This is a genomic window from Pseudanabaena sp. SR411 (genome assembly GCF_002251945.1).
Lineage (GTDB): Bacteria > Cyanobacteriota > Cyanobacteriia > Pseudanabaenales > Pseudanabaenaceae > Pseudanabaena.
The window spans coordinates 94148-120548 of record NZ_NDHW01000159.1 but is presented as its reverse complement, the minus strand read 5'-3'; the positions used below and the strand labels follow the sequence as shown (position 1 = coordinate 120548).

The following is a 26401-nucleotide window of genomic DNA, read 5'->3' as shown; positions in this document are numbered from 1 at the left end:
TATCCCCATCAAACCGCACCTGAAAAGACTCAATAATTCCTAAAAGTTGCTCCTGCCATTCGCCATCATATTGCCAACTCTCCACAAAAAGCGGCACGGCATAGCGCCAGCCAACTTCCACATCTTGCCAAAACTTATGCTGCACCAAATCCAACAACCCATTCGCAATTCGATCCGACTCGAAATAATCTGCCGTATCCTTAAACTCCTGAGTCCATTCACTCAAACGCGGTTCCAAATAAGCTACAGCCCGATCGCTTAACTCCCGCACCATTGGTGACTGTCCCGCCAACCCACAACGCAGATAGTCTTGCAAAAAGCTCTCTAGCTTGTCATGCAACCTAATGCCCTTACCCTCCAACAATACAAACGAATGCCTTGCCTTCAGCGATCGCATTTCTGGCTCAAGATCAGCCACCTCAAGCATCGCCTTTAATAACTCGTTATCAGGGCGACGCATCATCGCCATCGCATACACCGCCTTTTTGTCATGCTCATCCAAGCAATACCGCAAAAAGCGATCGCTCGTTGCCCTGACCACCGCCTCACGGGGCGACTCATCATCCCGATCCGCCGTTGGAGCGCTGAGAATCGTTGCAAGATCGATCCCCTGTTGACGCATCGCCGCAATTTGCTGCACCACAAAGGGAATCCCCAAACTAAACTGCTTCACCGACTCCGCCGCCTCGTCACTTAGAGGCACATTGATTTCAGGATGCGCGAAATATTCACTCACCTGCTCCCGACTAAACTCACTCATCGGGTAAACATAGAGATTTTCCGAAAACTCATCCCGATAACCACGAAAATAATCCTGCGATAACCGATAGCTATCCGCCATATTTGCCCGACCCGCGATCGCCCAAACCACACGCCGCCCCGCCGCCTTAATTACCATTCGTAAAACGCGATCGCACTCAAGGCGATCGACAATCTCATAGGTATCCAACAAAAGCACCAAGGGCTTCTGAGCAGAAATTGCCTGTAAACCATGCCCCAAAGCCTCTGCCAATTGTCGATGGGGAGTCGCAAAAATCCTGCGTTCCTCCAAGGACAACCGCTTTTTCATCAACCCCACTAAAGCACTCACTGCACTATCGGCGATCGCCTCATCCACCTTGCCATCTCCCGCCCCCAGCAACGCCTCCACCTGTGGCAGTTTCCGCAAGGCTCCCAACGACCAACTCAAACCCTTTTTCAAAATCGGCGCATATTCTGCTCCCTCACCCTGCCTTGCTTGCAGTTCCTTATCCACCTTTTCCTCAATTTGTTTCAGCGTTTTCTCCACCTGCCGATATTTCTCAAAAATCCCCTCGCGCCCCTTACTCACCGCCAAATAAATTGTCTCCAACACCGATTCAGGACGAATTGATTCATGTCCCACATTCAGCGATGGATACTCATTCTTTGCCTCTTCCCAATCCAATCGCAAAACGTCAAAGCAATTAGGAAACTCATCCCTAGTCAAATCACAAAAACGTCTCCCCAGACTCGTTTTCCCCATTCCCCCTTCGCCATAGAGCAAGAAAATATGTGGTGATGTACTGACCGTTTCTTTTTTCGCAGGTAAAAGTTTTACCACCGTTGGCAAGTTCTCCGATAACCATCGCGAACCAGCATTTGGTTGTAGCGATCGCAACACTTCGCGAAATCTTTTCTGCTCCTCAGTCCTCGCCAAAAAGATTCTTGCCATGAATCAGCATCCTCTAAACCTGCTGCCATTCTAACGAAAACTTTTACTATCGAGCTAATCGATGTATCGAAAGTCAATTTTTACATATGATCACACTCCAAAATGTTTATACTTATGTTTAAACATAGAAATATAATCATCATGACCGAAGCAATACTAGATATCAAAACATGGGGAAATAACTTAGGAGTACGCTTACCCGCAGCGATCGCCCGTGCCGCAAACTTAAAAGTCAATCAGCGCGTGCGCCTCTCCGTAATTGATGGATCTGTAATTATTGCTCCAGTTCCCAATTCTCCATTAACACTTGAAGAACGTCTCGCCCAGTTTGACCCTGTTCGACATGGCGGTGAAGTCATGACCACCTCTCAAAAGCTAGGCGCAGAAAAGTGGTAAAAGCCTCCAAAGATTGGATACCCGATCGCCAAGATATTATCTGGATTGATTGCAATCCGCAGGTAGGCAAAGAAATGCGAGACATTCATCCTTTCTTGGTGCTATCACCACGCATATTTAATGACAAAACCGCGATCGTGATTGGCTTACCAATGACAACGGCTGCATACAATGCTGATAACCCCTTTGCAGTTGCTGTTGGTAAAGCCTCACGCAGTAAATCCAGCTACGTTCTCTGCCATCAACCAAAGTCCTTTGACTGGCGGCTTCGTGGAGCCAAGCCTCATCCACTAAGCAAATTGGACAACGATTTGTTTACTCAAGTATGCGATCGCCTAAATCAAATCATTCAGCTATAGCAAACCCAAAAGAGAGTAGCGGCGCGAAGCGCCGCTACTCTCTTTTGGGTTTGATCGCCGATACAGCAAGCCTAGAATCAGGGCTATAGCGTCATGCCATACACTTAATGAGTTTGGAGTGCGGATTTTGCTAAACTACAATAGCCTGAATATTTCTTAATACTCTTTTCTCCATAATTTTCCAATGCGTATCTCTCTGAATTGGCTCCGTGAACTTGTAGACTGCGATCTCTCGCCCCAAGAGCTAGATGAAAAACTGACTATGGCAGGCTTTGAAGTCGAGTCAATCGAAGATCGCAGGACATGGGCTGAGGGCGTGGTGGTTGGTCATATCCTCACAGCCGAGCGTCATCCCAACGCTGACAAATTACAAGTATGTAAAGTCGATATTGGCGCACCTGAACCCTTGCAAATCGTCTGTGGTGCGGCAAATGCTAGACAGGGCTTATTTGTGCCAGTAGCCACGATTGGGACTTATTTACCGACAATTGATTTGAAACTGCGCCCCACTAAATTGCGTGGCGAGCGTTCTGAAGGCATGATTTGCTCTCTAGCTGAGATTGGGCTAGCCAAAGAGTCCAGTGGCATCCATGAATTTCCTGAAAGTGTGACCGTCGGCGCAGATGTGCGTCCATTGCTAGGTTTAGACGACGCGATCCTTGATGTCACCTCGACCGCAAACCGTGCCGATGCCCTGAGTGTGGTGGGGATCGCCCGTGAAGTCGCCGCTTTGCTAGGCAAAGAGGTGCGGTTACCCCTAGCAACTAAAGATTTTCAGCCCAAAGCCGCAAATTGGGTGACCGTAGAAGATCCTAAGTCCTGTCCTGCCTATATCGGTACTTTAATCAAAGGCGTGAAGGTTGCTCCATCTCCTGAATGGTTAAAGCGTCGTGTGGAAGCGGCGGGAATGCGCTCGATTAACAATATTGTAGATATCACCAATTACATTCTGTTGGAATGGGGACAGCCTCTCCATGCCTTTGATGCGGATACTTTGAAAGATCTGAAGATCGGGGTGCGCTTTGCCAAGGCTGGCGAAAAAATTAAAACCCTTGATGATGTTGATCGCACTCTCACCAGTCAAAACTTCTTGATTACATCGGGCGACAAACCGATCGCGATCGCAGGGGTGATGGGTGGAGCCGAAACCGAAGTTTCCGACAAAACTACCAATATTGTTTTAGAAGCGGCGCTATTTACACAGGTTACTACAAGGCGTTCGGCACGCTCTCAGGGCTTACGCACCGAAGCCTCAGCTCGCTATGAACGTGGTGTTAATCAAGCTGCGATCGAGTCGGCTTCGGCAAAAGCAATCCAGATGATTACGGAGATGGCTGGCGGTGAAGTTGTGGAACAGAGCATTGTTGATGCGCGTTCTAAGGCAATTCGCACCATTGACTTACGCTTGACTAAAGTTTGGCAAGTATTAGGTGAAGTTGATCGCGAAGATGATGATGCCCTAGCTTTACTATCGGAAGCGGAAGTTGAGCAGACTCTCAAGGTTTTATCCTTTGAGCTAGAAAAGCAACCAATCGAAGAAGGTAGCTATGCCACATGGAAAGTCACCGTTCCTCCCTATCGCTATGCTGACATTGAGCGCGAAATTGACTTGGTGGAAGAGATTGCACGGATCTATGGCTATGATAAATTTGTAGAGACTTTACCTGCGAGAACTGAGTTTGGATTCCTCTCCGCTGATCAAGAAGGTGGTCGGATGATTCGGGCTGCCTTCCGTGCCGTAGGCTTAACAGAAGTGATGCATATGTCCCTATGCCCTCCCACTGAATCGCATCAGGTGAAAATCAATAATCCTGTAGCGATCGAGTATGGTGCTTTGCGCGGCGACTTGCTCACCAATTTGATTGAGGCTTGTGCCTTTAATATCAATCAAGGTAATGGCATCTTGAATGGATTTGAGATTGGGCGCGTATTCTGGCTCGATGAAGCAGGTAGCGATGAAACTGATCGCATTGCAGGTATCTTCGGCGGCGATCCCACCGTGGGTGCATGGCAGCATGATTCTAAGCCTTTGAATTTCTATGAAGCCAAAGGGCTGCTCGATTCCGTATTCCACAATCTCTCGGTAACTGTGGAATACCAACCTGATCAAAAGGATGAGCGATTACACCCTGGACGTACTGCTTCGCTCTGGATTTCTGGTGAACGCCTCGGTACTTTTGGTCAGTTACATCCCCAGTTACGTTCTGAGAAGGAACTTCCTGATGAGATTTATGCCTTTGAGCTAGATTTCTATACTTTGCTCGATGCAATGATGAAAAAGTCGATTCCTACTTTTCAGTCATTCTCGACCTATCCCAGTAGCGATCGCGATATTGCCTTCTTTGCACCATTGAAGTTCACGGTTGCCGATATTCAGCGATCGATTACCCATGTGGGCGGCGAGTTGCTCGATTCCGTAACGCTCTTCGATCAATATATTGGTAAAGGTGTTCCCGAAGGTTCGCGTAGTCTTGCCTTTAGACTAGTTTATCGAGCCAGCGATCGCACTCTAACTGATGCCGACATTAACCCCGTTCATCAGAAAGTACGCGATTTACTCGAAGAGAAGTTCCAAGCAACGTTGAGAAGTTAGTTTTTTTACAAAGGGGGTGCTTAGCGCCCCCTTTGCTTCTAATTACCATTCCGTACTTCCTACAAATATGGTCTCTCCACTGCTGAGACTGGTATTTGCACAAGCATCAGCGATCGCTTTTGCAAAATCGGCAACGGTTGGCAATGTGCCTGCTTGTTCCCGCCGTTCATTGATAAATCCTCGATTTGCGCGTTCCATTAGTTTTGGCGTGATCGTACCTTCGATTAAATCTCCACTAACGATCACTAAGCTAATTCCTTTGTCAGTGAGTTGGGGAATGCGATCGCGCAGCGACTGTTCACCTGCATATTTACTGGCGGCAACGTTTTCGTAGATGGCACTTACAGGCTTTTTTCCATAAAAATGTGCTAAGTGACTAGTCACAAATACAATTCGCCCACCATCTTTCATTAAGGGAACAGCTAGATCGGCTAATCGCTCTTGTGCCTTGAGGTTAAGATCCATCGCATAATCTGCGGATTTATCCTTTTCCATACCACCACTGGCATTCAGTACTAATAAGTCCAGCTTCGTCAAGTCAGTAGCAATGTTCTGCATCATTTTGCCAACTTCCTCTTCTTGGGTGATATCTGCCTGTGCGAGAACTGCGCGTTGTCCAGTTGCCATCACATTCGCGGCAATTTCCTCGGCACGATGCGCTTTGCTGCGGTAGTTGATGATGATATCGGCTCCCCGCTCAGCCAACTGTTGAGCAACAGCCGCACCAATGCCTCGCGATGCACCAGTGATTAAAGCTATCTTTCCTTTTAAATCAAGCACGATGCGGCTTTACTCCTACGAATTTAAACTTTGTCTAGCTTCAACGATAAAACAGTCGCTTACCAAAGTAAAGTAGAGCGAAATTCACCCATAATTTTGTATGGTGCTAATTTATGAGATGGTCTCAAGGCTAACTGAATGTCAGTGGATTTAGGAGTTAAAGTACATTAGAGCTGCACGAATTGTCATAAACCATAGGGCGATCGCGGAAATCAAATAGAGATAAAATCGCAGCATAATTAGATTGAATGTACAGTGGACAAGGCTGTGCAAGGTGCGAAACCCAAAGAAAATCCATGCCGAGTTTATATATATTGAATCTACCTGTTTGGTGATGAAGAGATAGAAGACAAGGACATAAAAAATGATTGGAATCTCAAATAAATTTTTGAGATTATCTGATGGATTGGATACTGCTGGAGGAGATAACTGAGCGAGGGCAATTGGTGTAAGCTCTTTGGGAGTCAGCTTTCTATTCACAATAAAATTAATGCGGCGAATATACATGTACACCCACACTAAAATTGTAAGGAACATGGTTGCAAAGAAGGGGCTGAAGATATCTTCCTGTGTCATTGTTACGCTTATTTCAATCCGTTAGGGAGAACGAGAGTAATATTAAGTTGAATGCATTAATTTCTCTAGACCTCGATCGGGTACACTTCGTTCAACAATTTGGTTATGACAAGTCCCTTAAAGCTAATCTTTGAATCAATCAGCCATTCGCAGGAGCGACACAATTTACGATCGCAGGTTGCACCGACTATTGGTGAATATTTTGCAGCTACGCGATCGGCGATTTTTTTCTTTGACCAATTACATTTGGGCAATCGTGATTTTCAGAAAATATTGAATGTGGCGCTATCGGTCGATCATAATCCCATTGCCCGTTATCTCGTCGAGCGACATTCTCCTGTCCATGAAGGTTTAGTTGTAACACCCAAAGTCTGGTCATTAATTTGTCCCCGTCCCGATCATAGGCATGTTATGGCAGGTCCCATTGTCAATAGTGGTCAATTAGTGGGCGTAGTCGGCTGTACCCGTGAGAAGTCCATGACTAGCTTTGATATGCAAAACTTAGCTGATTTGAGCGCAATCTGTTTGCACTTATCAGCTTGGATCGCAACCAATAGTTTGCAGCATCAGTCTCTGAGAAGCGATCTCTTAACACCTCGCGAGTTACAAATAGCGGAACTGGTTGCTCTTGGTCGAACAAATGCCCAAATAGGGATTGAGCTTTGGATTACAGAAAATTCGGTAAAGCAAGCCTTGAAGCGAATGTTCCGTAAGCTTGAGGTGTCATCGCGGGCAGAGATGGTTGGACAACTTTCTACAAAATAATAAACCTAAGAGAGAGTTTTAGCACTTCGTGCCAAAATTCTCTCTTGGGTTTTAAAAACACGAAATGCCTAATCCATTTCGTGTTTTGGTATTATGCGGGGATAGATGTAATCGTAATGTGTGTTTTTACGGAATTAGCGAGAAAACAGGCGTGATGGGCTTGATCATGCATATTCTCGATTTGTTCCTCTGTTGGTAAGTGATTTCCTGTAAAAACTACTTTTGGAAATAGTCGCACGGTTGTCATAGCGAGATTTCCATAGTCATTTTTGTCCATGATGCCAATTGCGCGATCGCTATAACTCTTAACAACAAATTTGTTCTGGGCGGCAATGGAAAGAAACCAAAGCATGTGACAACTGGATAATGCGGCTATAAAAGCTTCTTCAGGATCGATACAGTTAGGATTGGAGTATGGTACTGGCACAACATGAGGTGAAGAAGAAGCAGGAATTTCAACTCCTCCATCAAATTTCCAAGTATGTTCTCGGCTGTACCTGTTGTCTGTAAACTTTGCTTGGCGATTTTCCCAGCAGATAGTGGCAGTATATTCAGACATTTTGATTTTTAGTTATTAAGTGAATATATTATTGATGCAGAGCGAAGTCACGAACCAATAATTTACCAACATAGAGTTAAAGGTAATTTGGGGCAAAAATCGACTCGATTTCCCTGCAACTCTCCATCAAAACCAAGTTCTACAAAGTAGGTTTCTCCAACACGCACCTTGATCTGATTGGTGTCAATTACGGATTGAAGTTCTGGAGATGGATTATTTGCATCTGGATAGATTAATTCCACACGAGTTATCTCGCGCAAACCCACACGATGTTCTAAAGGTTGAGATTTCTCCGCAGAGTATTTGTCTGGACGCTTGCCAAAGGGAGTCTGGAAAAGCATTGGCTCAGTCAGTACATCACTATTTGTGCCAACTGCAATACTCATAGTTTCTGGCAAATAGGGGGGACGATATGCCCAACTCGAAAATGCTGCGATGTTATTATTACTTGCTGATGGACGCAGGCAAATTCCAAATGGACAGGTATCTTTCCGATTGCTCCAACGTTCCCAAAGACGAGTGCGACAGATATCTGCTGATTGTGCTTCTTCAGGATTGTCAACCCATAATAATTCCAACATGGCATTATGAAAGAAGAATCGACGATTGACTGTGCCTTGCCCAATATGCTTATTAGAAGAACCTTCTAATAGTCCGAATGATAATAATAATTCAGCTTCACTGGCTCCAATATCAGTACAGACAAACAGATGGTCAAACTCAAATGCCATAGTTTTAAATTATTTGTGGATAAGTTTGCGTTGTTTCTCAATTTTAATCGCAATCGAATTGAGAGTGTGTTGCAGTAATTTCTGCATCAAGTCAAATCAATTTGTTAATGGAAAAGCAATCCTCATTCAAGAGCTACAGGTGTGCTTAGACTAGTCGATTCAATTACTATCGCAATATAAACCCAGAAGATGAGTGGCGGCGCGAAGCGCCGCCACTCATCTTCTGGGTTTATATTACGTTGCTATAGCTGTCTAGCGATCGCTAGCCATATGAGGACTATGAGGACAATGTTGTATTCAGATTGATTAATTGGGCAAGGCGATCCACTTCTTCTAATGGGACAGCAGGATATATCGGTAAGTAAAGGATGTTACGCATTAACTTAGTTGCAAATGATGACTCCTCCGCTAGTGATTTCAGACTAGTTGTTCCTGTAGTCGAGTCAAATCCTGCCTTTCTCAACGTTTGCATTAGCATTTCTGGATTTTCTGTCATCAAAGGAACTACCCAGTACGAATGCAGCATTACACCACTTCCAAGATTAGAGCTTGTCTTTTTTAATAAATCAAAGAAGACAATGGCTGACTGCTTGCGGCGATCGTAATAGGTTGCATCAAGGTGCTCTAGTCTATGGAGCAAAAGCCTCAGCATCCCATTGGGAGGACGGTATCGCAATTGAGTCTGGATGTCTCCTTTCCCAAACCCACGGGTTAGCATACTAATAAAATTATTTGCATCTAATTTCAGCAAATTTAAACAAGCGATAAGAATCCCAAAGATCGTAGGAGTAGAGAGAACTTTAAGTCCGAGATATTTGAGTAATCTTGTCACAAACCAGAAACCAGTCTTGACAGGATAGGTTTGCTCGATATCTCGCATTTTCTGGGCTAAATTTGGATCTTGAACGATGGTTACGGAACCACCTAAAGCAGTACAGGATTTGATTGGACCAAAACTGAAAAGACTGATATCAGCATGAGGATGTCCAAGATAACGCAGACCATCGAATGCTTGAGCGCAGTCTTCCACCAGCAGGATATTATGGCTCTTGCATATCTCGACATAAGGATCGAGTGGTGCGATCGCACCAAATAACTGGGCTACGACAAATATCCTGCTTTGATTAGAAATAGAAGCTTTGAACGCTTCTAAAGAGGGTGCAAGTGTCTCTAAGTCAATATCTATGGGAACAGGAATACAATGATGCTTTTTGACAATCTCTTCCATGTGAGCTATGTTTACCGCGCTCATCATAATTTCGGAGCCAGCAGGTAAGCATAATGCTTGGAGTAGTAGATCAAAGGAAGTTCTAACGCAGAGTGTAACTAGAACTTCCTTTGATGTATGCCAATAGGATTGAATCTGAGTAATTATTTTTGCTCTTTCAGACCATGCGAAGGAAGAAACTAGGCTTATACTTAAATCCTTAATTGAGATATCTAACTCAATCCGTGGATATATTTTCATGGCGATCGCTCTCAAAAAAGTTGATTTTAAGCTCTGTACCCCGCCATAGTCGATCAAGGTTGCTGCGATGTCGGTAAATTATGAGGAGACTGCCGACACACACCATCAATTTATAAGCGACGGGCGAATGAGTGCAAAGCATGAGACTTGAGGCGGCGATCGCTGCCAATATAGAACCAATCGATGTCGTTCGCCACATGACGACCGTCGCTAGCCAAAAACTAAATGCTCCTAATCCTACAATCCAATTAAAAGCCAATAGAATTCCTAAACCTGTAGCTACGGATTTACCTCCCTTAAAATCAATCCAACATGAATAACTATGTCCCAAAATCACTAGTAAGGCTGCTCCTACTACAAACCATTCATTTTGAGGCTGGATATTTGCCTCAAAACTGTTGAAAAACAGAGGGCTTGAGGTGGTTTTGAGTTCACCAATAGATTGTATTAGTAAGATGGTTGTTGTGCCTTTGATTAAATCAATCCCAAACACCAAAAAACCCTTGTCTTTACCCAGTGTGCGCCAGACATTGGCGGCTCCCGTGGAACCAGAACCATGTTCTCTAATATCAAGCCCTGCGCTTCGACCCACCAGATAACCTGTTGGTATCGAGCCAATAAAGTAAGCAAGAATCAATAAGCTAAGTTCCATAATTAATCTCGTTAAGAGAGTTTTTGGATTAGTGGTGCGAGGCTTTGCTGCGTAACACTAATCATTCACTAAGCAGGGATTAACGGCAAAGTTTAATAAAATTATTCTTGAAAAACTTTAATTATGGTGTCTAGACCCTGATCACTTAATAATTATTTATCTTTGCGATCGCTAAATCCTGTTAGAGATTGCTGAGAGAAGTCCCAAAATAGAGTTGACTCACCTTGCGATCGCAAGATCACTTCGTTCTTTGCTTGCACCTCGCCAACCACCGCACAAACTAAATTTTGAGCACGAAAAAGAGCTTGCACTGCTTCTACATTTTCAGGACGAATGCTTAATAGAAATCCATAGCTAGGGAAAGAAATCAACCAACGCTCTAAGGGAACATTCTCAGGACAGGGAATTCGATCTAAGTCGAGAATTGCGCCACAATTAGAAGTTTCGGTGAGCATTAGTAAAGTTCCAATAATCCCACCCATACTTATGTCCTTGGCAGTATCACATAGTTCTGATTTAGCAAGATATGGCAGGATCGATAAATTCTTGCGTAGTTGTTGTGGATCGGCTTGAGTTGCAGCATTCCAAAATGGGTAATCAGGATGGAACTGACCACGCATATCGATCGCCGCTAACAAAATATCGTCAGGCTTCGCGTTAAAACTGGTGAGCAACTTCTGAGCACGTCCGAGAATGGCAACAGATAAGGCGTTATATGGACTACGGCAATTTGTATGTCCACCAACAATTGGCACTTGATAAGCAATAGCCGCCGCTTTCATTCCTGCTAATAGTTCAGAAATAGAGTCAGGTGATTGACTCCACAAGGTATCGACAACAGCGATCGGTTCACCCCCCATTGAGTAAATATCACTAACATTAACCATCACCGCGCACCAACCCGCAAACCAAGGGTCAGTATCGATCAATTGCGGTAACATCCCCTCAGCGGCAAGTAACAAATAGCCATCGCGATCGCGAATTGCCGCACAGTCATCACCTAACAGAATTGCATCATTCCATTGCTCACCTAGCCCTCTTGCCGTAATCTGAATATCCTGCTTGTGCAAGATACCCATAGATTCCCTAAGTGTTGCCGCAAGTTCCGCCAGCATCTAGGAAGCCTCACGGATTTGAGCAGGATAAGTAGGACGGATTTCATTACTTGGAGGATAGAAGTTCAGGTCAGCTTCCATAAAGTGATGGGGGCGATCGCAGATCGTCATTTCCTTGAGGGACTCCCAATGCAGACGTTGGAAGAAGCGCACATTCTGAATCTGAACTGTGGCAAAGAAGCGATCGCATCCCCATGTATTCGCCGTAGTTACCGCTTTGTAAATCAAGCCTTTGCCAATTTGCCAACCCCGTCGATAATCTTTACTCGTTCCTAATCGGCCACCATACCAAATACCTTTTTCGGTTTCATAGATGCGGACAACACCCACAACTTGATTATTCTCAGGATTAATCGCCACAATCGGATAAGCGATCGCATCGATGTCATCAACATCATTCTCTTCAAATACATATTGTTCTTCTACAAAGATGGCTTTGCGAAGTTCAAAGTATGCGTCGATTTCTTGCGGTGTGGAGGCAAGTTTAAAAATGTAAGCGGAAGTCATGATAATTATCCCTAAGTTTAATATTCTGCCCTCACTCCCATTCTCCTGCGGGAGCTATAACCCCTCCCTAGCCCTCCCCTTGCAAAGGGGAGGGAACAGGATTTCTAGTCTTCCCACTTTGCTAAGGGAGGGAATAAGGTTTCTAGTCTTCCCCCTTTGCAAGGGGGAATTAAAGGGGGTTTTTGAGACTTGTGTGTACAAGGTAGCCATCTGGGAGAGGGGCTAGGGGTGAGGGGCTTATTCAAAAAGAGAAAGTGCTGAACAAGCGCCGCATTTCGCGCATCCTGCTTTGATGTCGGCAGAAGACATCTGCGATCGCTTTAATAATGCACCCACCTGCTCATAAACCGCAAACATAAACTCCGTCGTCGGTGCAGGATGATTGGCTAATGGCGTACCGCTAATTGGTACAAAGGGAACGACAAAGGGATAAACACCGATGCTAATTAGGCGATCGCAGGTTTCCACCAGAGTTTCTAAACTATCGCCTAAGCCTGCTAAGAGATAGGTGCTGACCTGACCCCAGCCAAATACTTTGACAGCAGCAGCAAAGGCTTCAAAATAATAGTCAAGGGGAACGCTTGCTTTGCCAGCCATGATTTTGGCGCGAACTTTGGGGTCAGCAGCTTCCAGATGCATTCCTAGAGTGTCAATACCTGCCGCTTTCATGCGTTCAAACCAGATGAAATCATCGGGAGGTTCACATTGGGCTTGAATGGGAATATCTACTTTTGCTTTGATTGCTTTGGCACATTCCGTCAAATAAGCCACACCGCGATCGCTCGTATTTGGGGTCCCCGTAGTCATCACCATGTTCTTAACTCCATCCAAGCGCACCGCAGCTTCGGCAACTTCGGCTAGTTGAGCAGGAGTTTTGCGAGCGATGGTACGTCCTGCTTCGAGAGACTGCCCGATCGCACAAAATTGACAGGACGTATCCGTATTGTTATAGCGCATACAGGTCTGCAAAACCGTTGTTGCTAGCACATCGTGGCTGTGAAGCAATGCGATTTTCCAATAGGGAATGCCATCGCTGGTGGTGAGATTATAGAAGTTCGGAGATTTTGGGAAAGAAATGGGCGCGATCGCTTCTTTCCCTGATTCTAAGAGCATCTCGTTAGTTTCGGCATTAATCTCTACCCTATAGGGAGAACTAGCTGCTGAACTGTTAAAGACGGGAACCATGACTGTCGTACCATCAATGGCGATCGCCTTATGATCGGAAGGTCCTGCTCCACCTTTACGACCATTCGCTCCCATTTGGCGATCATTTTGGCGATCAACCAGTTGCAAACCCTTAGTCTGTAATTCTGTAATTAATTGTTGCTTATTCATTAAGGGTTATGCTCCTATCGAAACTTGCGATCGGATTTTTAAATTCATACTTAATCAGGCAGGCAAGGGGCTTAGTGCGTGTTTGAGAAGTTTTTACCCCCTCTAACTCCCCCTTGCAAAGGGGGCGAATTTAAGTTTCCCCCCTTCGCAAGGGGGGATTAAGGGGGGTAGCAGAAATTTATGCTGAATAGGAGACTTCTCAAACATTCTCTTACGCCCCTTGTTCTTGACATGAAAATTCCGTTAATCCCTGCTCAAAACCATCAATCTGGAATCCTGCAAAAGCATCAGCGTTCAAGTGAGCCTGAAGTAAATCTGGACGCGCATAATGTCCAACCGAGTCCATCATCCGCTTGCGCTTGGTGATCAGCGAGAAATCCAAATCAGCGATCGCCATGCCTTCACCTTCTGTAATCGGTGGGCAAAGATGATTTCCTTCTGGTCCAATAATGGCGGTGTTGCAACCACCACTGAGGGCTTTTTGCAACTTCTCATCGCTGGTGATTTGACTTACTTGCTCTGCCGAGAGCCAACCCGTGGAATTAATCACAAAGCAGCCAGCCTCAAGGGCATGATGACGGATCGTGACTTCGATTTGGTCAGCAAAAATCTGTCCAACTAGAGATCCCGGAAATTGAGCGCAGTGAATCTGTTCATGCTGCGACATCAAGGCAAATCTAGCTAAGGGATTGTAATGCTCCCAACAAGCCAGAGCGCCGACTTTCCCAACCGCACTATCCACTACCTTCAATCCTGCGCCATCACCCTGTCCCCACACCATTCGCTCATGATAGGTCGGTGTGATTTTGCGTCGCTTTAGTAACAGTGAACCATCGGCATCAAAAATTAGCTGTGTGTTATAGAGCGAACCACCATCGCGTTCATTCACACCTAACACAACAACGATGCTATGCGATCGCGCGGCTTGGCTAACCGCATCCGTAACAGGACTAGGAACGACAACAGCTTCTTCGTAAAGTCGCATATGTTCTTTTCCCATCATTACGGGCGGCTGCACGAAGGAAAAGTAAGGATAGTAGGGAACGAAGGTCTCAGGAAAAACGACGATCTGAGCACCTTCTTTTGCAGCATTGGCGATCGCTTGTAAGACTTTCTCGGTTGTACCATCGCGACTAAACAGCACAGGACTGATTTGGACAGCGGCGGCTCTAACTTTGCGTGAATAATCCACGATTTTGTGAAGTCCTTATAAAGTCCAAGTATCGAGAATGAAAGCGTTATCCTTACGATGCAAAAGAATGATATCCAATACATCCAGAGGGCTAATCGGACGAATCCCAGGAATTAGCGATGGTTCACCATGTCCATAGAGAGCTTGGAGAGCAAAGCGACAGGCATATACCTTTCCACCTTCAGACATGAATTTAGAGATTTGGTCATTGAAATTCTGATGTCCGGGGAAAGCGGCATCACCTAGTTTTGGGAAACCACGCTGTACACCCAGAGTTACCCCAGGACCATAGAGCAAAATTGAAGTCTCAAATCCTTTACGAAGTAAACGAGTAGCTTGTAAAAGATTTACAAAACCGATTGAACCTTCAAAGGCGACAGTATGGAAAGTGACAAGGGCTTTCTCCCCCGGTTCAGCTTTGACATCCTCAAATACTTTCTCTTCATAGTTCACAAAGAAATCGCCAGTCTGATGGGCAGGAGCAGTTACTTCAGGCATTGTTGTTTCCTTTAAGGTTAAATGTTTGGAAAGCTTTTGGCTATTAGCTTTTAGCTATTAGCTTTAAAAGTTGAAGTTCAAAATGGCTGTAATGTCTAATAATCTGACAGTCGGTAATAAAGCTAAGAGCTAAAAGCTAAAAGCTTATACCTAACTAAGAACTTGAAGTCAGATTAGTTGCTAGCTAAGGTTCTATTTTGTATCTCTGGTTACGAAAAAGAGAACTCTATCTTTATCGATAGGAAGGCGATCGCTTTCTTTAGGAATTCATCAAAATGCGATCAATTACCTATCGATTTCGATAGGTGATCGTGAACGACGATCAAGAACCAAGTAAAAACTCATTAACCACAGTCCAATCACTGACATGGGCAACCTTGCGCCGCGCCATGATGTAATCAGCGAGATAAGTCGCATCTTTAGCAACTCCTGAAAATCGACCCGAACCCCATGTATAGAGCCAAGGTAATCCTAGGAAGTACAAACCTTTGACCTCAGTCACTCCGCGATCATGGCCAGGGTAGCCCTTGCCATCAAAGACAGGAATCTCGATCCAACTAAAGTCCGATTGAAAGCCCGTACACCAGATCACGGTTGTAATATTCGCCTCAGCCAAATCCAGATCGGGAATATCCATTTCTGGTTGCCAGACGGGTTGATAGGGAGGCTCAAGGGGTGCGTCAAGATTATTTTTAGCAATAAAATTATCAATCGTTTTCTTAATACTCTCGGACACGGCATCAGCACCATCAAGGTTTTGCTTGAGGTCATTGAAAAATTCCAATTTAGCACTAGAGCTATTTCTAGAGATATTTTTCAACCTGCCATGTAGCTGCATTCCTTCGAGAGCAAAGCGGCGCAGATCGATTTCTCTACCGCCATCACGTCCTGTTAGATAATGATTAGCCTTAGAACGGACTTTTTCTTTTTGGGGATGCTGATCGATGGAAAGTTCATAATATCCCATTAAATCTAGCCATTCCACTGCGTCCTTACCGCGATAACGACGGGGTGATCGCGGCGCACTACCCACACATAGATGGACTTTGCGCCCAGCTAAATGTAAATCTTCGGCAATTTGGCAGCCAGATTGACCAGTACCAATGACCAAAACCGCACCTTTGGGAAGAGATTCAGGATTTTTGTACTTTGAAGAATGAACCTGCAAAATATGCTCTGGCAAGCGCTCTGAAATTTTGGGAATCTTCGGTTGATGGTATGCACCTGCGGCTACAACAACCTGATCGGCAGTGTAATCACCAATGCTGGTTGTCACTTCAAAAATACCGCGATCGCCTCGTCGTAAATTCAGAACTTCTACGCCTTCCTGAATCGGTGGATTAAAGGAGCGTGCGTAATTTTCGATATAGGCTACGATTTCATCTTTTTTGATGAAACCTTCTGGCTCATTACCTTTATAGGGATAGCCGGGAAGCTGGCATTGCCAATTGGGAGTTACCAAACAAAAGGAATCCCATCGCTGCGATCGCCATGCATTCGCAATCTGATTTTTCTCAAAAATAATATGGTCTAAGCCTCTTTCCTTTAAGCAATAGCTTATGGATAGACCAGCCTGACCACCGCCAACAATTACAACGGGATAGTGATTTGTCATTGGCTAATTTCTTAAATCGCTGCTTAGAATGCTTTGAGAGTAAGTGCTAGCCAAACTGTGATTTTGTATTCCTAACTACGGAACCTCTAAGTCTATCGATAACGTTAGGGATAGAAAATGTACCGATGATTTTAAGGCGATCGCATTTCCAGCTTCTACCTAAATCAATAGTTCAAAAACCAGCTAAAAAAGGAGAAAGGGCACTTCGCGCTGCCTCTACTTTTTCAAAACTAGAAGGGGCGCTTTGCGTCCTTTCTAGTTTTGATCGCGAGATTATGCCTAAACAGGCTAGGATACAAATACATCAAGTTAATCAGGAATTTAACAATGGTAGAACGTCCTATCAAAAAAGCAGATCGTCAGCTAAACCCCGAAACCAACGAAACCACTCCTAGCGCTAGACAGTCTGACGACTCCGACAAAAGGCGTTCTTCTGGCCGTGATGGTCGTGATGGTGGTAAAGGCAAGAGAGATAAAAGAGGCGGAAGGGACGAAGAAGTCAAAGCTCCCGTAAATCTCGCTTTGGTCAGGGGACCAAAGCCAACTAAGCCACAACCAGTTGTGGAAGAAGTTATTGCTGAAGTGACTGAAGCACCTGAAGAAAGCGCACCTGAAGAAACGACCGAAGCATAGATCAAAACTAGAAAAGGCAGCGCGAAGCACTGCCTTTTCTAAAAAAATAAAAAGCGGCGCATCGCGCCGCTTTTTATTTGCCTGTGAGTAAGCCTTGACTGGGACTAAAAACTAAAGTCAGTAAAAATAACAGCAGTACCGCTAACACGATCGCTGGGCCAGAAGGCAAATTGAGATAGTAACTGGCATATAAACCGATCGCACTTGCCGTCACACCTAACCCCGCACCCACAAAAATCATCTGATGCAATTCCTTAACTAATAGATAGGCGGTAATCGCGGGACCCACTAAGAGCGACACCACCAATACCACGCCCATCGTTTGCATACTGGCAATAATCGTCAAAGTCACACCTGCCATTAATCCTAAATAGATCAGATTAACTGGCAATCCCAAAGCCTTCGCACCAATGCGATCAAAGGTATAAAAAAGTAATTGCTTATAAAACATGGCGATCGCTGCCAGCACAATCACGGTAATAATTCCTGCGCGAATCGTATCGGTTAGCGTAACGCTAAGAATATCGCCAAACAAAAAGCCATGCAGATCAATTTTGATTTTCAGCAAGGAAATTAACAAAATCCCGATCGCAAAGAAACTCGATGAAGTCAAAGCCATCGCTGCATCAACCTTGACGCGAGTTTGCGATCGCAACCATGCGATTAAAAAAGCACTACCAATCCCTGAGATAAATGCGCCGATGGCAACGTCAATCCGCCAAAAAAAGGCGATCGCCATCCCCGGCATCACCGTATGCGTCATCACATCCCCCAGCAATGCCATCCGCTGAACGATCAAGAAGCACCCAATCGCTGGACAAATAATTCCTGCTAAACCACCTGCAATTAAGGCATTTCGCATAAATTCCAGCGCAAGTGGCTCACTGATCCATTGCCAGATCGGAAATTGAGCAAGTTGGGCAAAGAGGGTTGTGAGTATTGGTGTGGATATCAAAGCTAATTATTGAGTGAGTTATACGTGTCGCTATGTCAATTTTGTCATAGGCGATCGCCTTCTATCACTTTCGGTAAAACTGATAAAATAGAGGAATTTATGCAGCAGGCTGCTGCACTATATATTCGACAAAACAGTGCAACAGGATGTTGCACTATTGTTTCATTGTTTGTCTGAGCCAAATGCAGCGATCCATTTGGTTTGAATTGCGGTTTCGAGGAGACTTTGGACGATCGCTAACCATGCAACATTTTCAAGTAACAAGATGGCGCTTACTAAAGCTAGTTGGACCAAAGGCAAGAGCGTTAGTGTAGGCAAGTCACGATCAATTGCACCAAAACTACGGATACAGGCAAAAGCTAGAATTGCGCCTGATTTGAGATGGGAGTTGCGATCGCGCCGCACGATGTAGCGATAGGTGACCGCAAACAAAAAACCTGAAAAGCCAATCATACCCAGCTTAATTAGCAATATGAAGGGACTGCTAAGCTCAAAGCTGCTGATTAGTTGCACAGACAGGAAATTCTGCAAAAAGTGATGCAATAGGGCGATCGCAAAAAATGCGAACACACTAGCGATCGCGCCGAGAAATCCAGCTTTAAAAGATTCAATGCGATCAGCGACAGATAAATGCTCTGATTCAGTCGAAATAGGTTGAGAAGATTGCACGCTCGTTAACTATATTTGGGGCTACAGCAATCCTACATGATCTCCTAACTAGTAAACCTTCTAAGCACTCAACAACTCAAGATCGACATATTCACATAAAGTTTTGGGCTGTGGGATCGACATTCCCTCTTCAGAAAGAGACTCTAAATGAAAAGCGATCGCTTCTTGGATAAGGGTTCTGACTTCATCGACGGTTTCAGCTACAGCCACACAACCTGGTAAATCAGGAACATAAGCTCCATAGCTAGTTTCGCCAGTTTCAATTACAACTGCATATTTCATAACTATTACTCAATTTGTGCTTGTTTCCAAATATTCGGCAACTGCTTGCAAATCTGCTAAACCTCGATTGAGGCGATCGCGCATTGCTTCATCAAGTTTAGGATTTTGCAATGCGACTGCTTGAATTGCTTCTAGCCATTTGGAGATTGGTACATGACTCACGGCTGCGCGAAGTCCCATATTTGCCAAGATACCAAGATAAAAGCCTGTTAAGTCTTGTCCGCCATAACCATAGAATCCACTCCATAGTTCTAGTTTTTCGGGCGTGTATTCGCAGTATTGATCGGAGGTGATTGGGGTGCGATCGAGTTGAGGTTGAGGGAGTGGTGGTTTATTCATGGGAATGTACTGAAAATTTTTATCAATTTATCAAATAAGTTTGTCGATAATTTCTATCTGCCATATATGCTGCCTCTGATTTAGTCCATTGTTTCATCGGCTCTAAATCTGTAACTATCGCAAACTGACTTAAATATAAATTATCCCCTAAAACACTAGCGATAACTTTGGCGATCGCCTTACAACAACTTTGTGGATAACGTACTACTTGTTCCTCACTGAAGCGAATCACTAACCAATTTCTATTGAGGAAAAAGTTATTGCGACTGGTGTCTTTGCTAGATCCAACAAAGTGAGTAGGAACTTTGCTGTTATAGGCATAAGGCTCGTCAATCTCAATGTCAATGTATAGATTTACAGACTTGTCGATATAGACAAAATCAGGACTGTAATGATGTTTAAAATTTGGAATATTTAACGTAAGTCCGCGTTTTACTTTGTCCTTGAAATAGTGAGTGAGATACGCATAAAACTTGGCTTCCGAGAATCCTACTTGAGCTTTACTATTTCCTCCATCATGGGGATTAGTTTGCCTGAGTATTCGCAAAAGTTCCAATTTTCGATACGCAGCTACATTTTCGTGACTATGGATATGCTTGATCTCTTCCTGATATTCTCGTTTCGCCTGTTGGTAGGACTGTAATAATCTTGGATACTTCCTTACTTGGTCATCGTGTTCACGTTTTCGTTGCGGAAAACTCTGATTCATTGACCAAGCCAGATAAGCAACCATCAAAGCGCTTATAGCGATCGCTGTAATACTTAGCCAAATATTGAAAAACGCAAGCACTAATGACGCGATAAAGCCAACAATCCCCCATCTTGTTAATAATCCTTTGTCATAGATTTCTGGTGGTGACGATGGTTTTTGTGGTGCTGTCTCTGCAAACACAGGTACAGGTGGATTGATACTTTGGGCGCGTTGTATGGAGTTAGGAATTAAGATAATTGGATAGGTAGATATAATTTTCGGTTTTTATGTAGAAGGATTTAGGTGTTTTTTGTAACAGCATGACCAAGTGATCATTTGCCTTTCTAAAAGACTCTAAGCATCTATATATGACTTAATTTATCGCTAAGAATTTCTTGCATTTCTTTTAAATCTGCATCAGTTTTAGGAAAAGGAAATTTGGGGCTGTTAGGATTTGCGCGATTGATTAGAGCAGCGATCGCCTCATCATCTTCTCGATTAGCCAAGATATAAGCTCGTAATTCTTGTCGAGTCATATTACTAAAATCAGGCTTCATCATTAAACCTCCATTGACCATCAGGAAAAATCAAAACTTCTAGGCACTCAGTTACACCAGCCAAAATGAAAACTTTACTAGTATTCGCATTGTAGCGAAATATATGTATTGGCTGATAGCCATTTGAGAGCATCTGGCAAACCCTAACACAGGCGATCGCCTGATCTACAGTTGGCATATATAGACGAATAAATTTGACAAGCCTTAAATTTACGGGATTTTAAGATTTCAAACTAAGTTTCATTTTTAGGCAGCTTGTAGGATTTTTGGCAACTAGGCAAGCCTGTCAAAAAGATGTAATAATTTGTAACAGAATTAACAAGCGATCGCATATATCTCGATCAACTCGATCAAAATTATGGAACCCGAAATAACAAGTACGGAAACTGAAAACATAGAAACAATCAACGCGGAAGTAGTTGCCCCAGCCATAGAGGAAGAACTACACCGCCATGAATGTGGCGTATGTGGATATATATATGAACCATCCATCGGTGATGCTAAACGGAATATCCCTGCTGGCACAGCCTTTGAGAGCATCAGCGAAGATTGGCGTTGCCCCGTCTGCAACACCAAGAAAAAAGCCTTCTCAGATATTGGCATTGCCGCCAAACCATCAGGCTTTACCGAAAACCTTGGCTATGGATTTGGCGTAAACGTCCTCACCCCAGGTCAAAAAAACTTACTCATATTTGGCTCTTTAGCCTTAGCAGTAGCATTTTTTATTAGTCTCTATGCCCTAGATTAGTTTATTCATTAGCACTTTTATTTAGCATTAGAACCTTCATTATTTTTGCCCAATTTTTATGAAAAAAAGCATAAAACGCTTCCTTAGCTCCTTTTCGATCTGTGTATTACTCATTTGCCTAACATTATTTGGCAATATTCCTAGCGCCTTGGCAAGTACTGGGAGCTGGCACAAAGTCGATCTCCCCGTGGCGATTACCCCCCTTGATCTATGGTTTGACAAATATGACCCAAATCATGGTTGGCTAGTTGGCACTGACGCAACTTTGCTCGAATCTACCGATGGTGGCAACACATGGGAAGAGCGCAAACTTGATCTCGGCGATAGTGTTTATCGTTTCTCATCGATCAGTTTTTCTGGTGATGAAGGTTGGATTACAGGACAGCCAGCACTCTTGCTACATACCACTGATAGCGGCAAATCTTGGTCACGGATTGGACTTAGCTCTAAACTCCCTGGTGATCCCTTTGCGATCGTTGCCCAAGGTAGAAACTCGGCGGAAATGGTCACCGATTTGGGCGCAATCTATGCCACTCAAGATGCTGGACAAAACTGGAAAGCTCTAGTTACCCAAGCGGTTGGTAATGCCCGTAACCTCAATCGCAGTGCAGATGGTCGTTATGTAGCGATATCAGCAAATGGTAACTTTTATTCCACATGGCAACCAGGGGATATGACTTGGATTCAGCATAACCGTAATAGCTCTCGCCGTGTCCAGAACATGGGCTATACCCCTGATAATCGCCTCTGGATGTTGAACCGTGGCGGACAAGTCCAATTTAGTGAAGTTGGTGAATTTGATACATGGGAGAAAAAGCAAACTCCTAAAGAAGGCGGCGGATTTGGACTGCTGGATCTTGCCTATCAAGATGAAAATAATGTTTGGATCTCTGGTGGTAGTTCTCGCTTGATCCATAGTGAAGATGGCGGCAAGACTTGGAAACGCGATGAGTCAACAGCTAATGCAGGTGCGAACCTCTACAAGATTTACTTTTTCTCAAGCGATCGCGGTTTTGTGGTCGGACAGAATGGCACATTACTAGCCTATTCACCAGATTAAATAAAAATCTCCATAAAAAAAGGTTGAAGTACGAAGTACTTCAACCTTTTTTTATGGAGATTAAACGAAATAACACTTTTAAAAAATTTCTTATATAGCTGTCGCCATAAAACCCAAGAAGTGTGAGGCGCCGCTTCGCGCCGCCTCACACTTCTTGGGTTTGCGTTGCTGTATATGTTCAATTTCACCTTTCGATTAAAGAGAACTAGAGCTAGATTTGGAAGCGTAGAAATTTCTAACCCTTGAGTTGTATGGCAATTCCTCAACATTTGACCAAGATCGTTGCCACCATTGGACCCGCAAGCCGATCGCCTCAAGTCTTCCGCAAGATGATCGAGACAGGTGTCAGAGTGGCAAGGCTGAACTTTTCCCACGGTAGTTATGCCGATCATGCCCAAACCATCACCATGATCCGTGAAGTATCAGAAGAGTTAGATATTCCGATTACGATTTTACAAGATTTACAGGGGCCAAAAATTCGGGTTGGTAATTTGCCTGCTACTGGAATTGAGCTAATTGAAGGCAAATTTATTACACTCGTACCAATGGATCAGTTTCAGCAGTTAGAAGCTGTTTATGCCGATGCGATCGCCATTGATTATGCCTATATTGCCGAAGAGGCAACCATTGGCACCCAGATTCTGTTAGCTGATGGTATCTTTGAACTGAGTGTCAGTGGAATATCTGGTAATGCTGTCCATTGTGAAGTGGTCAAAGGTGGAATACTCACTAGTCACAAGGGCGTAAACTTTCCTAGCTTAAATTTGCGTTTGCCATCCATGACCGATAAGGATCGGCAAGATCTTGCATTTGGTTTAGAGCAAGGCGTGGATTGGATTTCACTAAGCTTTGTCAGACAAGCAGCCGATGTAAAACTGCTGAAAGATCTGATTACTGAATATGGAAAGTCAGTATCAATTATTGCCAAAATCGAAAAGCCACAGGCGATCGCCAATCTGGAAGAGATTCTTGCCGTTGTCGATGGGATTATGGTGGCGCGGGGTGACTTGGGCGTAGAAATGCCACCCGAACGAGTTCCGATGATTCAAAAGCATATTATTCGACGCTGTAATGAAAGTGGTATTCCTGTAATCACGGCTACGCAGATGTTAGAGAGCATGATTCAGAATCCGCGTCCCACTAGAGCCGAGGCGAGCGATGTCGCCAATGCAATTATGGATGGTACTGACGCAGTAATGCTCTCAGGCGAGTCGGCAGTGGGCGATTATCCTGTGCAAGCAGTGGAAATGATGACCAGAATCGCGGCGGAAGTCGAGAAAGATGCTGTTTTCACTAACTATCCTGCATCCAGAACCGATGAAGTTCATGCCATTAGTGAAGCTCTGCATGTGATTTCTGATGTGATCGATTTTCGTTGTATTGTTGCCTTCACAGCTACGGGTTATACTGCAATTCTCGCTTCTAAGGAACGTCTCAAAACCCCGATTATTGCCATCACTCCCAACATTAATGTTTATCATCGTCTGAACTTAGTTTGGGGAGTTAAGCCTTTGCTAGTCGATGAAGAGGTGAGTTCCTTTGAGATGGTACTGCAACAGGTAGAGTCTTGTTTATTAGGGCGAAATATTGCGGCTAAAGGCGATCGCATTTTGATTATTGGTGGTATCCCGATGGGCATACAGGGTGGAACTAACTTCCTGAAAATACATATTCTATAATTCCTAAAAAGGGTTCGCGAAGCGAACCCTTTTTCTTCATCTTCCTAAAGCATGAAGTGCATTTATCGCATCCGCGCATTTTTTGGTATAAGCCTCAAGAGTCTGGCGATCGCTTGTCTCAGGTGCGGGAATTAGCTCCCCGATCCTGACAGTGACAGGATGAAATAACCTCGGAAACTTTGCTCCCTTCGGTAAGATTGTTTCCGTTCCCCAAATACTAATCGGTAAAAATGGAGCTTGAGTCTTTGCGGCAATCATCGCCGCTCCTAATTTTGGTTCTGTCACCTTTCCATCTAATGTGCGTGTACCCTGCAAAAAAATACCCGTTGCCCATCCCTTCTCAATGGAAGCGATCGCGGCTCTAATGGCGGCGCGATCGCCTGCCCCTCTCTTGACAGGATAAGCGCCAAAGGCTTGAATTGCTTGACTTAGCACAGGTATTTCAAATAATTCTTCCTTTGCCATAAAAGCGACAGGACGACCCATACAACTACCGACGATGAGCGGATCGAAGTCGCTAGCGTGATTACTGACGACGATCAGATGCCCAGTGAGTGGCACATTTTCAGCGCCATAAATTCGCTCTTGATAAAATAAATACAGCAGTGGTCTAACTACCAGCCACTTGAACATTTTATATAACAAGGGATTTCCACCCCTATCTTTAACAATGTTAGTTGCATTGTTTGGATCAGATTTTTTTAGTTCAGAGCTTTTAGCATTTTCCATTTAACAAGTTCCTACAACATTTCTATGACCAACAAATTGAAATCCTAATAGAAGCAATAGCGTGAACTCTTCTATTCAAGTTAAATTTGCTGCCATTGTTCAGGCGTATAAGTTTTGAGCGATAGTGCATGAATCGTAGTTTGCATCTGATCGGCTAAGGCTTCATAGACCATACGATGTTGCTGCATCATCGTTTTGCCCGCAAAACTAGCAGCAACAACGATCGCGTCATAATGACCACTGCCAACTAGGGCATTCATTCGACCTTGGTGGTGTTTATGCAAATCACTACGATCTTCAATTTCGACAATTGTTGCGCCGATTTTTTCTTGCAAAATAGTTTTGATTGTTGCTGTTGCATCCATGTTTTTGGTATGGCAATGGTTTGATCTAAATTACTATATCGTTTTGTAAGCCCCCTCTACAGTGCTTTGCGCTGATTATTGGACAGACAAAGGGGATTAAGCTGTTCAGTGAGAGAAAGAGGGGAGCTAACTGGAAGGTCTTTGTAATGCAGCACCTCGCCTTGCTCTAATGCGTTGCTCCGATCGCGGATCGATTTTGAGGTTAATTGTCTGGTGTTTATGGCGATCGACTAGGGGAAATTGGGTTTGCCAATTGCTAATAATATGAAAATAATTTTCGGCATCTTCTAAACAATATTCATAGATTTCATTAAGAATTGTTTCATATCCTCTCTCTTTCCGTAATACCTTTATTCCATTCCGAAAAACGTAGTAGCCCTTAATTCTTTTATAAATAGGAATTTCCAAATAAGCAAATAAATTATTCAAACCTTGATTGAGATCTGTCCGTTGAATAATTCTTTGTAAATCGAGGATTTTAATACTATCAACTTTGGGAATAAAATCTAGAGCATCGATTCTTTGGCGTAAGCAAAACATGTCGCTAGTCGATAGTCCATAACCAATAAAATATTTTCCCTGTAAACTTTGTAAGTCATTTAAGATATCTTGAATTATCTTTTTTTCCTGTGTACTTGATTCGATAAATTGGATTTTTATGTATTGTTCGTTACTATCTTCTAAAATGCGGGTGAGAGTATAACCAAATATTTTTTGTACTGTGCCATTCTTCTGAAAATCACGACACCATTCTAAGTCTAAAAAAACAAGATCGTAGATTGAGCCATCATAGAAATTATTTGTATATTGACTTGAAAGCTTGAGTTCCCTTTTATACATAAAGTTTGGCTTAAAGGTGG

31 protein-coding genes are annotated in these 26401 nt (G+C 43.9%); 8 read left to right on the top strand and 23 right to left on the bottom strand.

What is annotated here, in order from left to right:
* The coding region (locus B9G53_RS16390) for a hypothetical protein (protein ID WP_141211800.1) at positions 1–1693 on the bottom strand (1693 nt) is incomplete at its 3' end.
* 141 nt (positions 1694–1834) lie between these two features.
* Between B9G53_RS16390 and B9G53_RS16385 the strand changes: the two genes are divergently transcribed.
* From B9G53_RS16385 to pheT, 3 genes are all read left to right on the top strand, one after another.
* Positions 1835–2089 carry an AbrB/MazE/SpoVT family DNA-binding domain-containing protein gene (locus B9G53_RS16385; RefSeq protein ID WP_094534155.1) on the top strand — a complete coding sequence of 85 codons (255 nt, stop codon included), beginning with the start codon at positions 1835–1837 and terminating at the stop codon, positions 2087–2089.
* A complete protein-coding gene (locus tag B9G53_RS16380) occupies positions 2083–2448 on the top strand; it encodes a type II toxin-antitoxin system PemK/MazF family toxin (RefSeq protein WP_094534153.1) in 366 nt (121 codons plus the stop codon). The genes B9G53_RS16385 and B9G53_RS16380 overlap by 7 nt, the downstream gene beginning before the upstream one ends.
* 184 nt (positions 2449–2632) lie before the next feature.
* Positions 2633–5041, top strand: a complete 2409-nt coding sequence (pheT, locus tag B9G53_RS16375) for a phenylalanine--tRNA ligase subunit beta (RefSeq protein WP_094534151.1) — start codon at positions 2633–2635, stop codon at positions 5039–5041.
* Between the two features lie 42 nt (positions 5042–5083).
* On the opposite strand, the gene B9G53_RS16370 is transcribed toward pheT, so the two are convergent.
* Both B9G53_RS16370 and B9G53_RS16365 read right to left on the bottom strand, forming a co-directional pair.
* Positions 5084–5821, bottom strand: a complete 738-nt coding sequence (locus tag B9G53_RS16370) for an SDR family oxidoreductase (protein ID WP_094534149.1) — start codon at positions 5819–5821, stop codon at positions 5084–5086.
* Positions 5822–5971: 150 nt separating this feature from the next.
* Entirely contained in the window at positions 5972–6397 is a 426-nt protein-coding gene (locus tag B9G53_RS16365) for an MAPEG family protein (protein ID WP_094534147.1), read from the bottom strand.
* 105 nt (positions 6398–6502) lie between these two features.
* On the opposite strand from B9G53_RS16365, the gene B9G53_RS16360 reads away from it, so the two are divergent.
* Positions 6503–7162, top strand: coding sequence for a LuxR C-terminal-related transcriptional regulator (locus B9G53_RS16360; protein WP_094534145.1), 660 nt, complete (start codon positions 6503–6505; stop codon positions 7160–7162).
* Positions 7163–7253: 91 nt separating this feature from the next.
* Here B9G53_RS16360 and B9G53_RS16355 read toward each other — a convergent pair whose 3' ends face one another.
* From B9G53_RS16355 to B9G53_RS16310, 10 genes are all read right to left on the bottom strand, one after another.
* Positions 7254–7721 (bottom strand): OsmC family protein, encoded by a 468-nt coding sequence (locus tag B9G53_RS16355; protein WP_094534143.1) that lies wholly within the window; start codon positions 7719–7721, stop codon positions 7254–7256.
* Between the two features lie 62 nt (positions 7722–7783).
* A complete protein-coding gene (locus B9G53_RS16350) occupies positions 7784–8452 on the bottom strand; it encodes a hypothetical protein (protein ID WP_094534141.1) in 669 nt (222 codons plus the stop codon).
* A 277-nt stretch (positions 8453–8729) separates the two neighbouring features.
* Complete coding sequence (locus B9G53_RS16345) at positions 8730–9920, bottom strand: aminotransferase class I/II-fold pyridoxal phosphate-dependent enzyme (RefSeq protein WP_094534140.1); 1191 nt, start codon at positions 9918–9920, stop codon at positions 8730–8732.
* Complete coding sequence (gene plsY, locus B9G53_RS16340) at positions 9898–10572, bottom strand: glycerol-3-phosphate 1-O-acyltransferase PlsY (protein WP_176453247.1); 675 nt, start codon at positions 10570–10572, stop codon at positions 9898–9900. Before plsY ends, B9G53_RS16345 begins: the two co-directional genes overlap by 23 nt.
* A gap of 152 nt (positions 10573–10724) precedes the next feature.
* Positions 10725–11687 carry a sll0787 family AIR synthase-like protein gene (locus tag B9G53_RS16335; protein ID WP_094534137.1) on the bottom strand — a complete coding sequence of 321 codons (963 nt, stop codon included), beginning with the start codon at positions 11685–11687 and terminating at the stop codon, positions 10725–10727.
* Complete coding sequence (locus tag B9G53_RS16330) at positions 11688–12194, bottom strand: MSMEG_0567/Sll0786 family nitrogen starvation N-acetyltransferase (RefSeq protein ID WP_176453246.1); 507 nt, start codon at positions 12192–12194, stop codon at positions 11688–11690.
* A gap of 237 nt (positions 12195–12431) precedes the next feature.
* Positions 12432–13529 carry an MSMEG_0568 family radical SAM protein gene (locus B9G53_RS16325; protein ID WP_094534134.1) on the bottom strand — a complete coding sequence of 366 codons (1098 nt, stop codon included), beginning with the start codon at positions 13527–13529 and terminating at the stop codon, positions 12432–12434.
* Between the two features lie 211 nt (positions 13530–13740).
* Entirely contained in the window at positions 13741–14721 is a 981-nt protein-coding gene (locus B9G53_RS16320) for a Nit6803 family nitrilase (RefSeq protein ID WP_094534133.1), read from the bottom strand.
* A gap of 15 nt (positions 14722–14736) precedes the next feature.
* Entirely contained in the window at positions 14737–15219 is a 483-nt protein-coding gene (locus tag B9G53_RS16315; RefSeq protein ID WP_094534132.1) for an MSMEG_0572/Sll0783 family nitrogen starvation response protein, read from the bottom strand.
* Positions 15220–15541: 322 nt separating this feature from the next.
* Positions 15542–16834: an MSMEG_0569 family flavin-dependent oxidoreductase gene (locus tag B9G53_RS16310; protein ID WP_094534130.1), complete on the bottom strand. Its 1293-nt coding sequence runs from the start codon at positions 16832–16834 to the stop codon at positions 15542–15544.
* A 327-nt stretch (positions 16835–17161) separates the two neighbouring features.
* Between B9G53_RS16310 and B9G53_RS16305 the strand changes: the two genes are divergently transcribed.
* Positions 17162–17467, top strand: coding sequence for a hypothetical protein (locus tag B9G53_RS16305; protein WP_094534129.1), 306 nt, complete (start codon positions 17162–17164; stop codon positions 17465–17467).
* Between the two features lie 73 nt (positions 17468–17540).
* On the opposite strand, the gene B9G53_RS16300 is transcribed toward B9G53_RS16305, so the two are convergent.
* From B9G53_RS16300 to B9G53_RS16270, 7 genes are all read right to left on the bottom strand, one after another.
* The gene (locus tag B9G53_RS16300) at positions 17541–18368 is read right to left on the bottom strand and encodes a metal ABC transporter permease (protein ID WP_094534162.1); all 828 of its coding nucleotides are present in this window, start codon (positions 18366–18368) and stop codon (positions 17541–17543) included.
* A 216-nt stretch (positions 18369–18584) separates the two neighbouring features.
* Complete coding sequence (locus B9G53_RS16295) at positions 18585–19091, bottom strand: hypothetical protein (protein WP_094534128.1); 507 nt, start codon at positions 19089–19091, stop codon at positions 18585–18587.
* Positions 19092–19151: 60 nt separating this feature from the next.
* Positions 19152–19373: a type II toxin-antitoxin system HicB family antitoxin gene (locus tag B9G53_RS16290; RefSeq protein ID WP_094534127.1), complete on the bottom strand. Its 222-nt coding sequence runs from the start codon at positions 19371–19373 to the stop codon at positions 19152–19154.
* Between the two features lie 9 nt (positions 19374–19382).
* Complete coding sequence (locus tag B9G53_RS16285) at positions 19383–19712, bottom strand: hypothetical protein (protein WP_094534125.1); 330 nt, start codon at positions 19710–19712, stop codon at positions 19383–19385.
* Positions 19713–19734: 22 nt separating this feature from the next.
* On the bottom strand, positions 19735–20604 hold the full coding sequence (locus B9G53_RS16280; protein WP_094534124.1) for a hypothetical protein: 870 nt from the start codon (positions 20602–20604) through the stop codon (positions 19735–19737).
* 161 nt (positions 20605–20765) lie between these two features.
* Entirely contained in the window at positions 20766–20963 is a 198-nt protein-coding gene (locus tag B9G53_RS16275; protein ID WP_094534123.1) for a hypothetical protein, read from the bottom strand.
* Positions 20950–21138, bottom strand: coding sequence for a hypothetical protein (locus B9G53_RS16270; protein WP_094534121.1), 189 nt, complete (start codon positions 21136–21138; stop codon positions 20950–20952). Before B9G53_RS16270 ends, B9G53_RS16275 begins: the two co-directional genes overlap by 14 nt.
* Before the next feature lie 180 nt (positions 21139–21318).
* Here B9G53_RS16270 and B9G53_RS16265 point away from each other — a divergent pair, with 180 nt between their 5' ends.
* The 3 genes from B9G53_RS16265 to pyk all read left to right on the top strand — a co-directional run bounded on the left by B9G53_RS16265 (position 21319) and on the right by pyk (position 24447).
* The gene (locus tag B9G53_RS16265; protein ID WP_094534120.1) at positions 21319–21708 is read left to right on the top strand and encodes a rubredoxin; all 390 of its coding nucleotides are present in this window, start codon (positions 21319–21321) and stop codon (positions 21706–21708) included.
* A 58-nt stretch (positions 21709–21766) separates the two neighbouring features.
* Positions 21767–22768 carry a photosynthesis system II assembly factor Ycf48 gene (locus B9G53_RS16260; RefSeq protein WP_094534119.1) on the top strand — a complete coding sequence of 334 codons (1002 nt, stop codon included), beginning with the start codon at positions 21767–21769 and terminating at the stop codon, positions 22766–22768.
* Between the two features lie 251 nt (positions 22769–23019).
* Positions 23020–24447: a pyruvate kinase gene (gene pyk / locus B9G53_RS16255; RefSeq protein ID WP_094534118.1), complete on the top strand. Its 1428-nt coding sequence runs from the start codon at positions 23020–23022 to the stop codon at positions 24445–24447.
* 36 nt (positions 24448–24483) lie between these two features.
* Here the strand turns inward: pyk and B9G53_RS16250 are convergent, their stop codons facing one another.
* From B9G53_RS16250 to B9G53_RS16240, 3 genes are all read right to left on the bottom strand, one after another.
* Positions 24484–25080 (bottom strand): 1-acyl-sn-glycerol-3-phosphate acyltransferase, encoded by a 597-nt coding sequence (locus tag B9G53_RS16250; RefSeq protein WP_254923685.1) that lies wholly within the window; start codon positions 25078–25080, stop codon positions 24484–24486.
* A 176-nt stretch (positions 25081–25256) separates the two neighbouring features.
* Positions 25257–25541 carry a BolA family transcriptional regulator gene (locus B9G53_RS16245; RefSeq protein ID WP_094534114.1) on the bottom strand — a complete coding sequence of 95 codons (285 nt, stop codon included), beginning with the start codon at positions 25539–25541 and terminating at the stop codon, positions 25257–25259.
* 126 nt (positions 25542–25667) lie between these two features.
* On the bottom strand, positions 25668–26381 hold the full coding sequence (locus B9G53_RS16240) for a ribonuclease H-like domain-containing protein (protein ID WP_094534112.1): 714 nt from the start codon (positions 26379–26381) through the stop codon (positions 25668–25670).
* Between the last annotated feature and the right edge of the window lie 20 nt (positions 26382–26401).

Bases quoted from the DNA above. Each gene is read 5' to 3' on its own strand.
- B9G53_RS16240 (WP_094534112.1), bottom strand. From the start codon at position 26,381: ATGTATAAAAGGGAACTCAAGCTTTCAAGTCAATATACAAATAATTTC.
- B9G53_RS16290 (WP_094534127.1), bottom strand. From the start codon at position 19,373: ATGAAATATGCAGTTGTAATTGAAACTGGCGAAACTAGCTATGGAGCT.
- B9G53_RS16245 (WP_094534114.1), bottom strand. From the start codon at position 25,541: ATGGATGCAACAGCAACAATCAAAACTATTTTGCAAGAAAAAATCGGC.
- B9G53_RS16330 (WP_176453246.1), bottom strand. From the start codon at position 12,194: ATGACTTCCGCTTACATTTTTAAACTTGCCTCCACACCGCAAGAAATC.
- B9G53_RS16315 (WP_094534132.1), bottom strand. From the start codon at position 15,219: ATGCCTGAAGTAACTGCTCCTGCCCATCAGACTGGCGATTTCTTTGTG.
- B9G53_RS16270 (WP_094534121.1), bottom strand. From the start codon at position 21,138: ATGCCAACTGTAGATCAGGCGATCGCCTGTGTTAGGGTTTGCCAGATG.
- B9G53_RS16365 (WP_094534147.1), bottom strand. From the start codon at position 6,397: ATGACACAGGAAGATATCTTCAGCCCCTTCTTTGCAACCATGTTCCTT.
- plsY (WP_176453247.1), bottom strand. From the start codon at position 10,572: ATGGAACTTAGCTTATTGATTCTTGCTTACTTTATTGGCTCGATACCA.
- B9G53_RS16335 (WP_094534137.1), bottom strand. From the start codon at position 11,687: ATGCTGGCGGAACTTGCGGCAACACTTAGGGAATCTATGGGTATCTTG.
- B9G53_RS16275 (WP_094534123.1), bottom strand. From the start codon at position 20,963: ATGATGAAGCCTGATTTTAGTAATATGACTCGACAAGAATTACGAGCT.
- B9G53_RS16250 (WP_254923685.1), bottom strand. From the start codon at position 25,080: ATGTTCAAGTGGCTGGTAGTTAGACCACTGCTGTATTTATTTTATCAA.
- B9G53_RS16355 (WP_094534143.1), bottom strand. From the start codon at position 7,721: ATGTCTGAATATACTGCCACTATCTGCTGGGAAAATCGCCAAGCAAAG.
- B9G53_RS16350 (WP_094534141.1), bottom strand. From the start codon at position 8,452: ATGGCATTTGAGTTTGACCATCTGTTTGTCTGTACTGATATTGGAGCC.
- B9G53_RS16310 (WP_094534130.1), bottom strand. From the start codon at position 16,834: ATGACAAATCACTATCCCGTTGTAATTGTTGGCGGTGGTCAGGCTGGT.
- B9G53_RS16385 (WP_094534155.1), top strand. From the start codon at position 1,835: ATGACCGAAGCAATACTAGATATCAAAACATGGGGAAATAACTTAGGA.
- B9G53_RS16265 (WP_094534120.1), top strand. From the start codon at position 21,319: ATGGAACCCGAAATAACAAGTACGGAAACTGAAAACATAGAAACAATC.
- pheT (WP_094534151.1), top strand. From the start codon at position 2,633: ATGCGTATCTCTCTGAATTGGCTCCGTGAACTTGTAGACTGCGATCTC.
- B9G53_RS16325 (WP_094534134.1), bottom strand. From the start codon at position 13,529: ATGAATAAGCAACAATTAATTACAGAATTACAGACTAAGGGTTTGCAA.
- B9G53_RS16260 (WP_094534119.1), top strand. From the start codon at position 21,767: ATGAAAAAAAGCATAAAACGCTTCCTTAGCTCCTTTTCGATCTGTGTA.
- B9G53_RS16285 (WP_094534125.1), bottom strand. From the start codon at position 19,712: ATGAATAAACCACCACTCCCTCAACCTCAACTCGATCGCACCCCAATC.
- B9G53_RS16360 (WP_094534145.1), top strand. From the start codon at position 6,503: ATGACAAGTCCCTTAAAGCTAATCTTTGAATCAATCAGCCATTCGCAG.
- pyk (WP_094534118.1), top strand. From the start codon at position 23,020: ATGGCAATTCCTCAACATTTGACCAAGATCGTTGCCACCATTGGACCC.
- B9G53_RS16305 (WP_094534129.1), top strand. From the start codon at position 17,162: ATGGTAGAACGTCCTATCAAAAAAGCAGATCGTCAGCTAAACCCCGAA.
- B9G53_RS16345 (WP_094534140.1), bottom strand. From the start codon at position 9,920: ATGAAAATATATCCACGGATTGAGTTAGATATCTCAATTAAGGATTTA.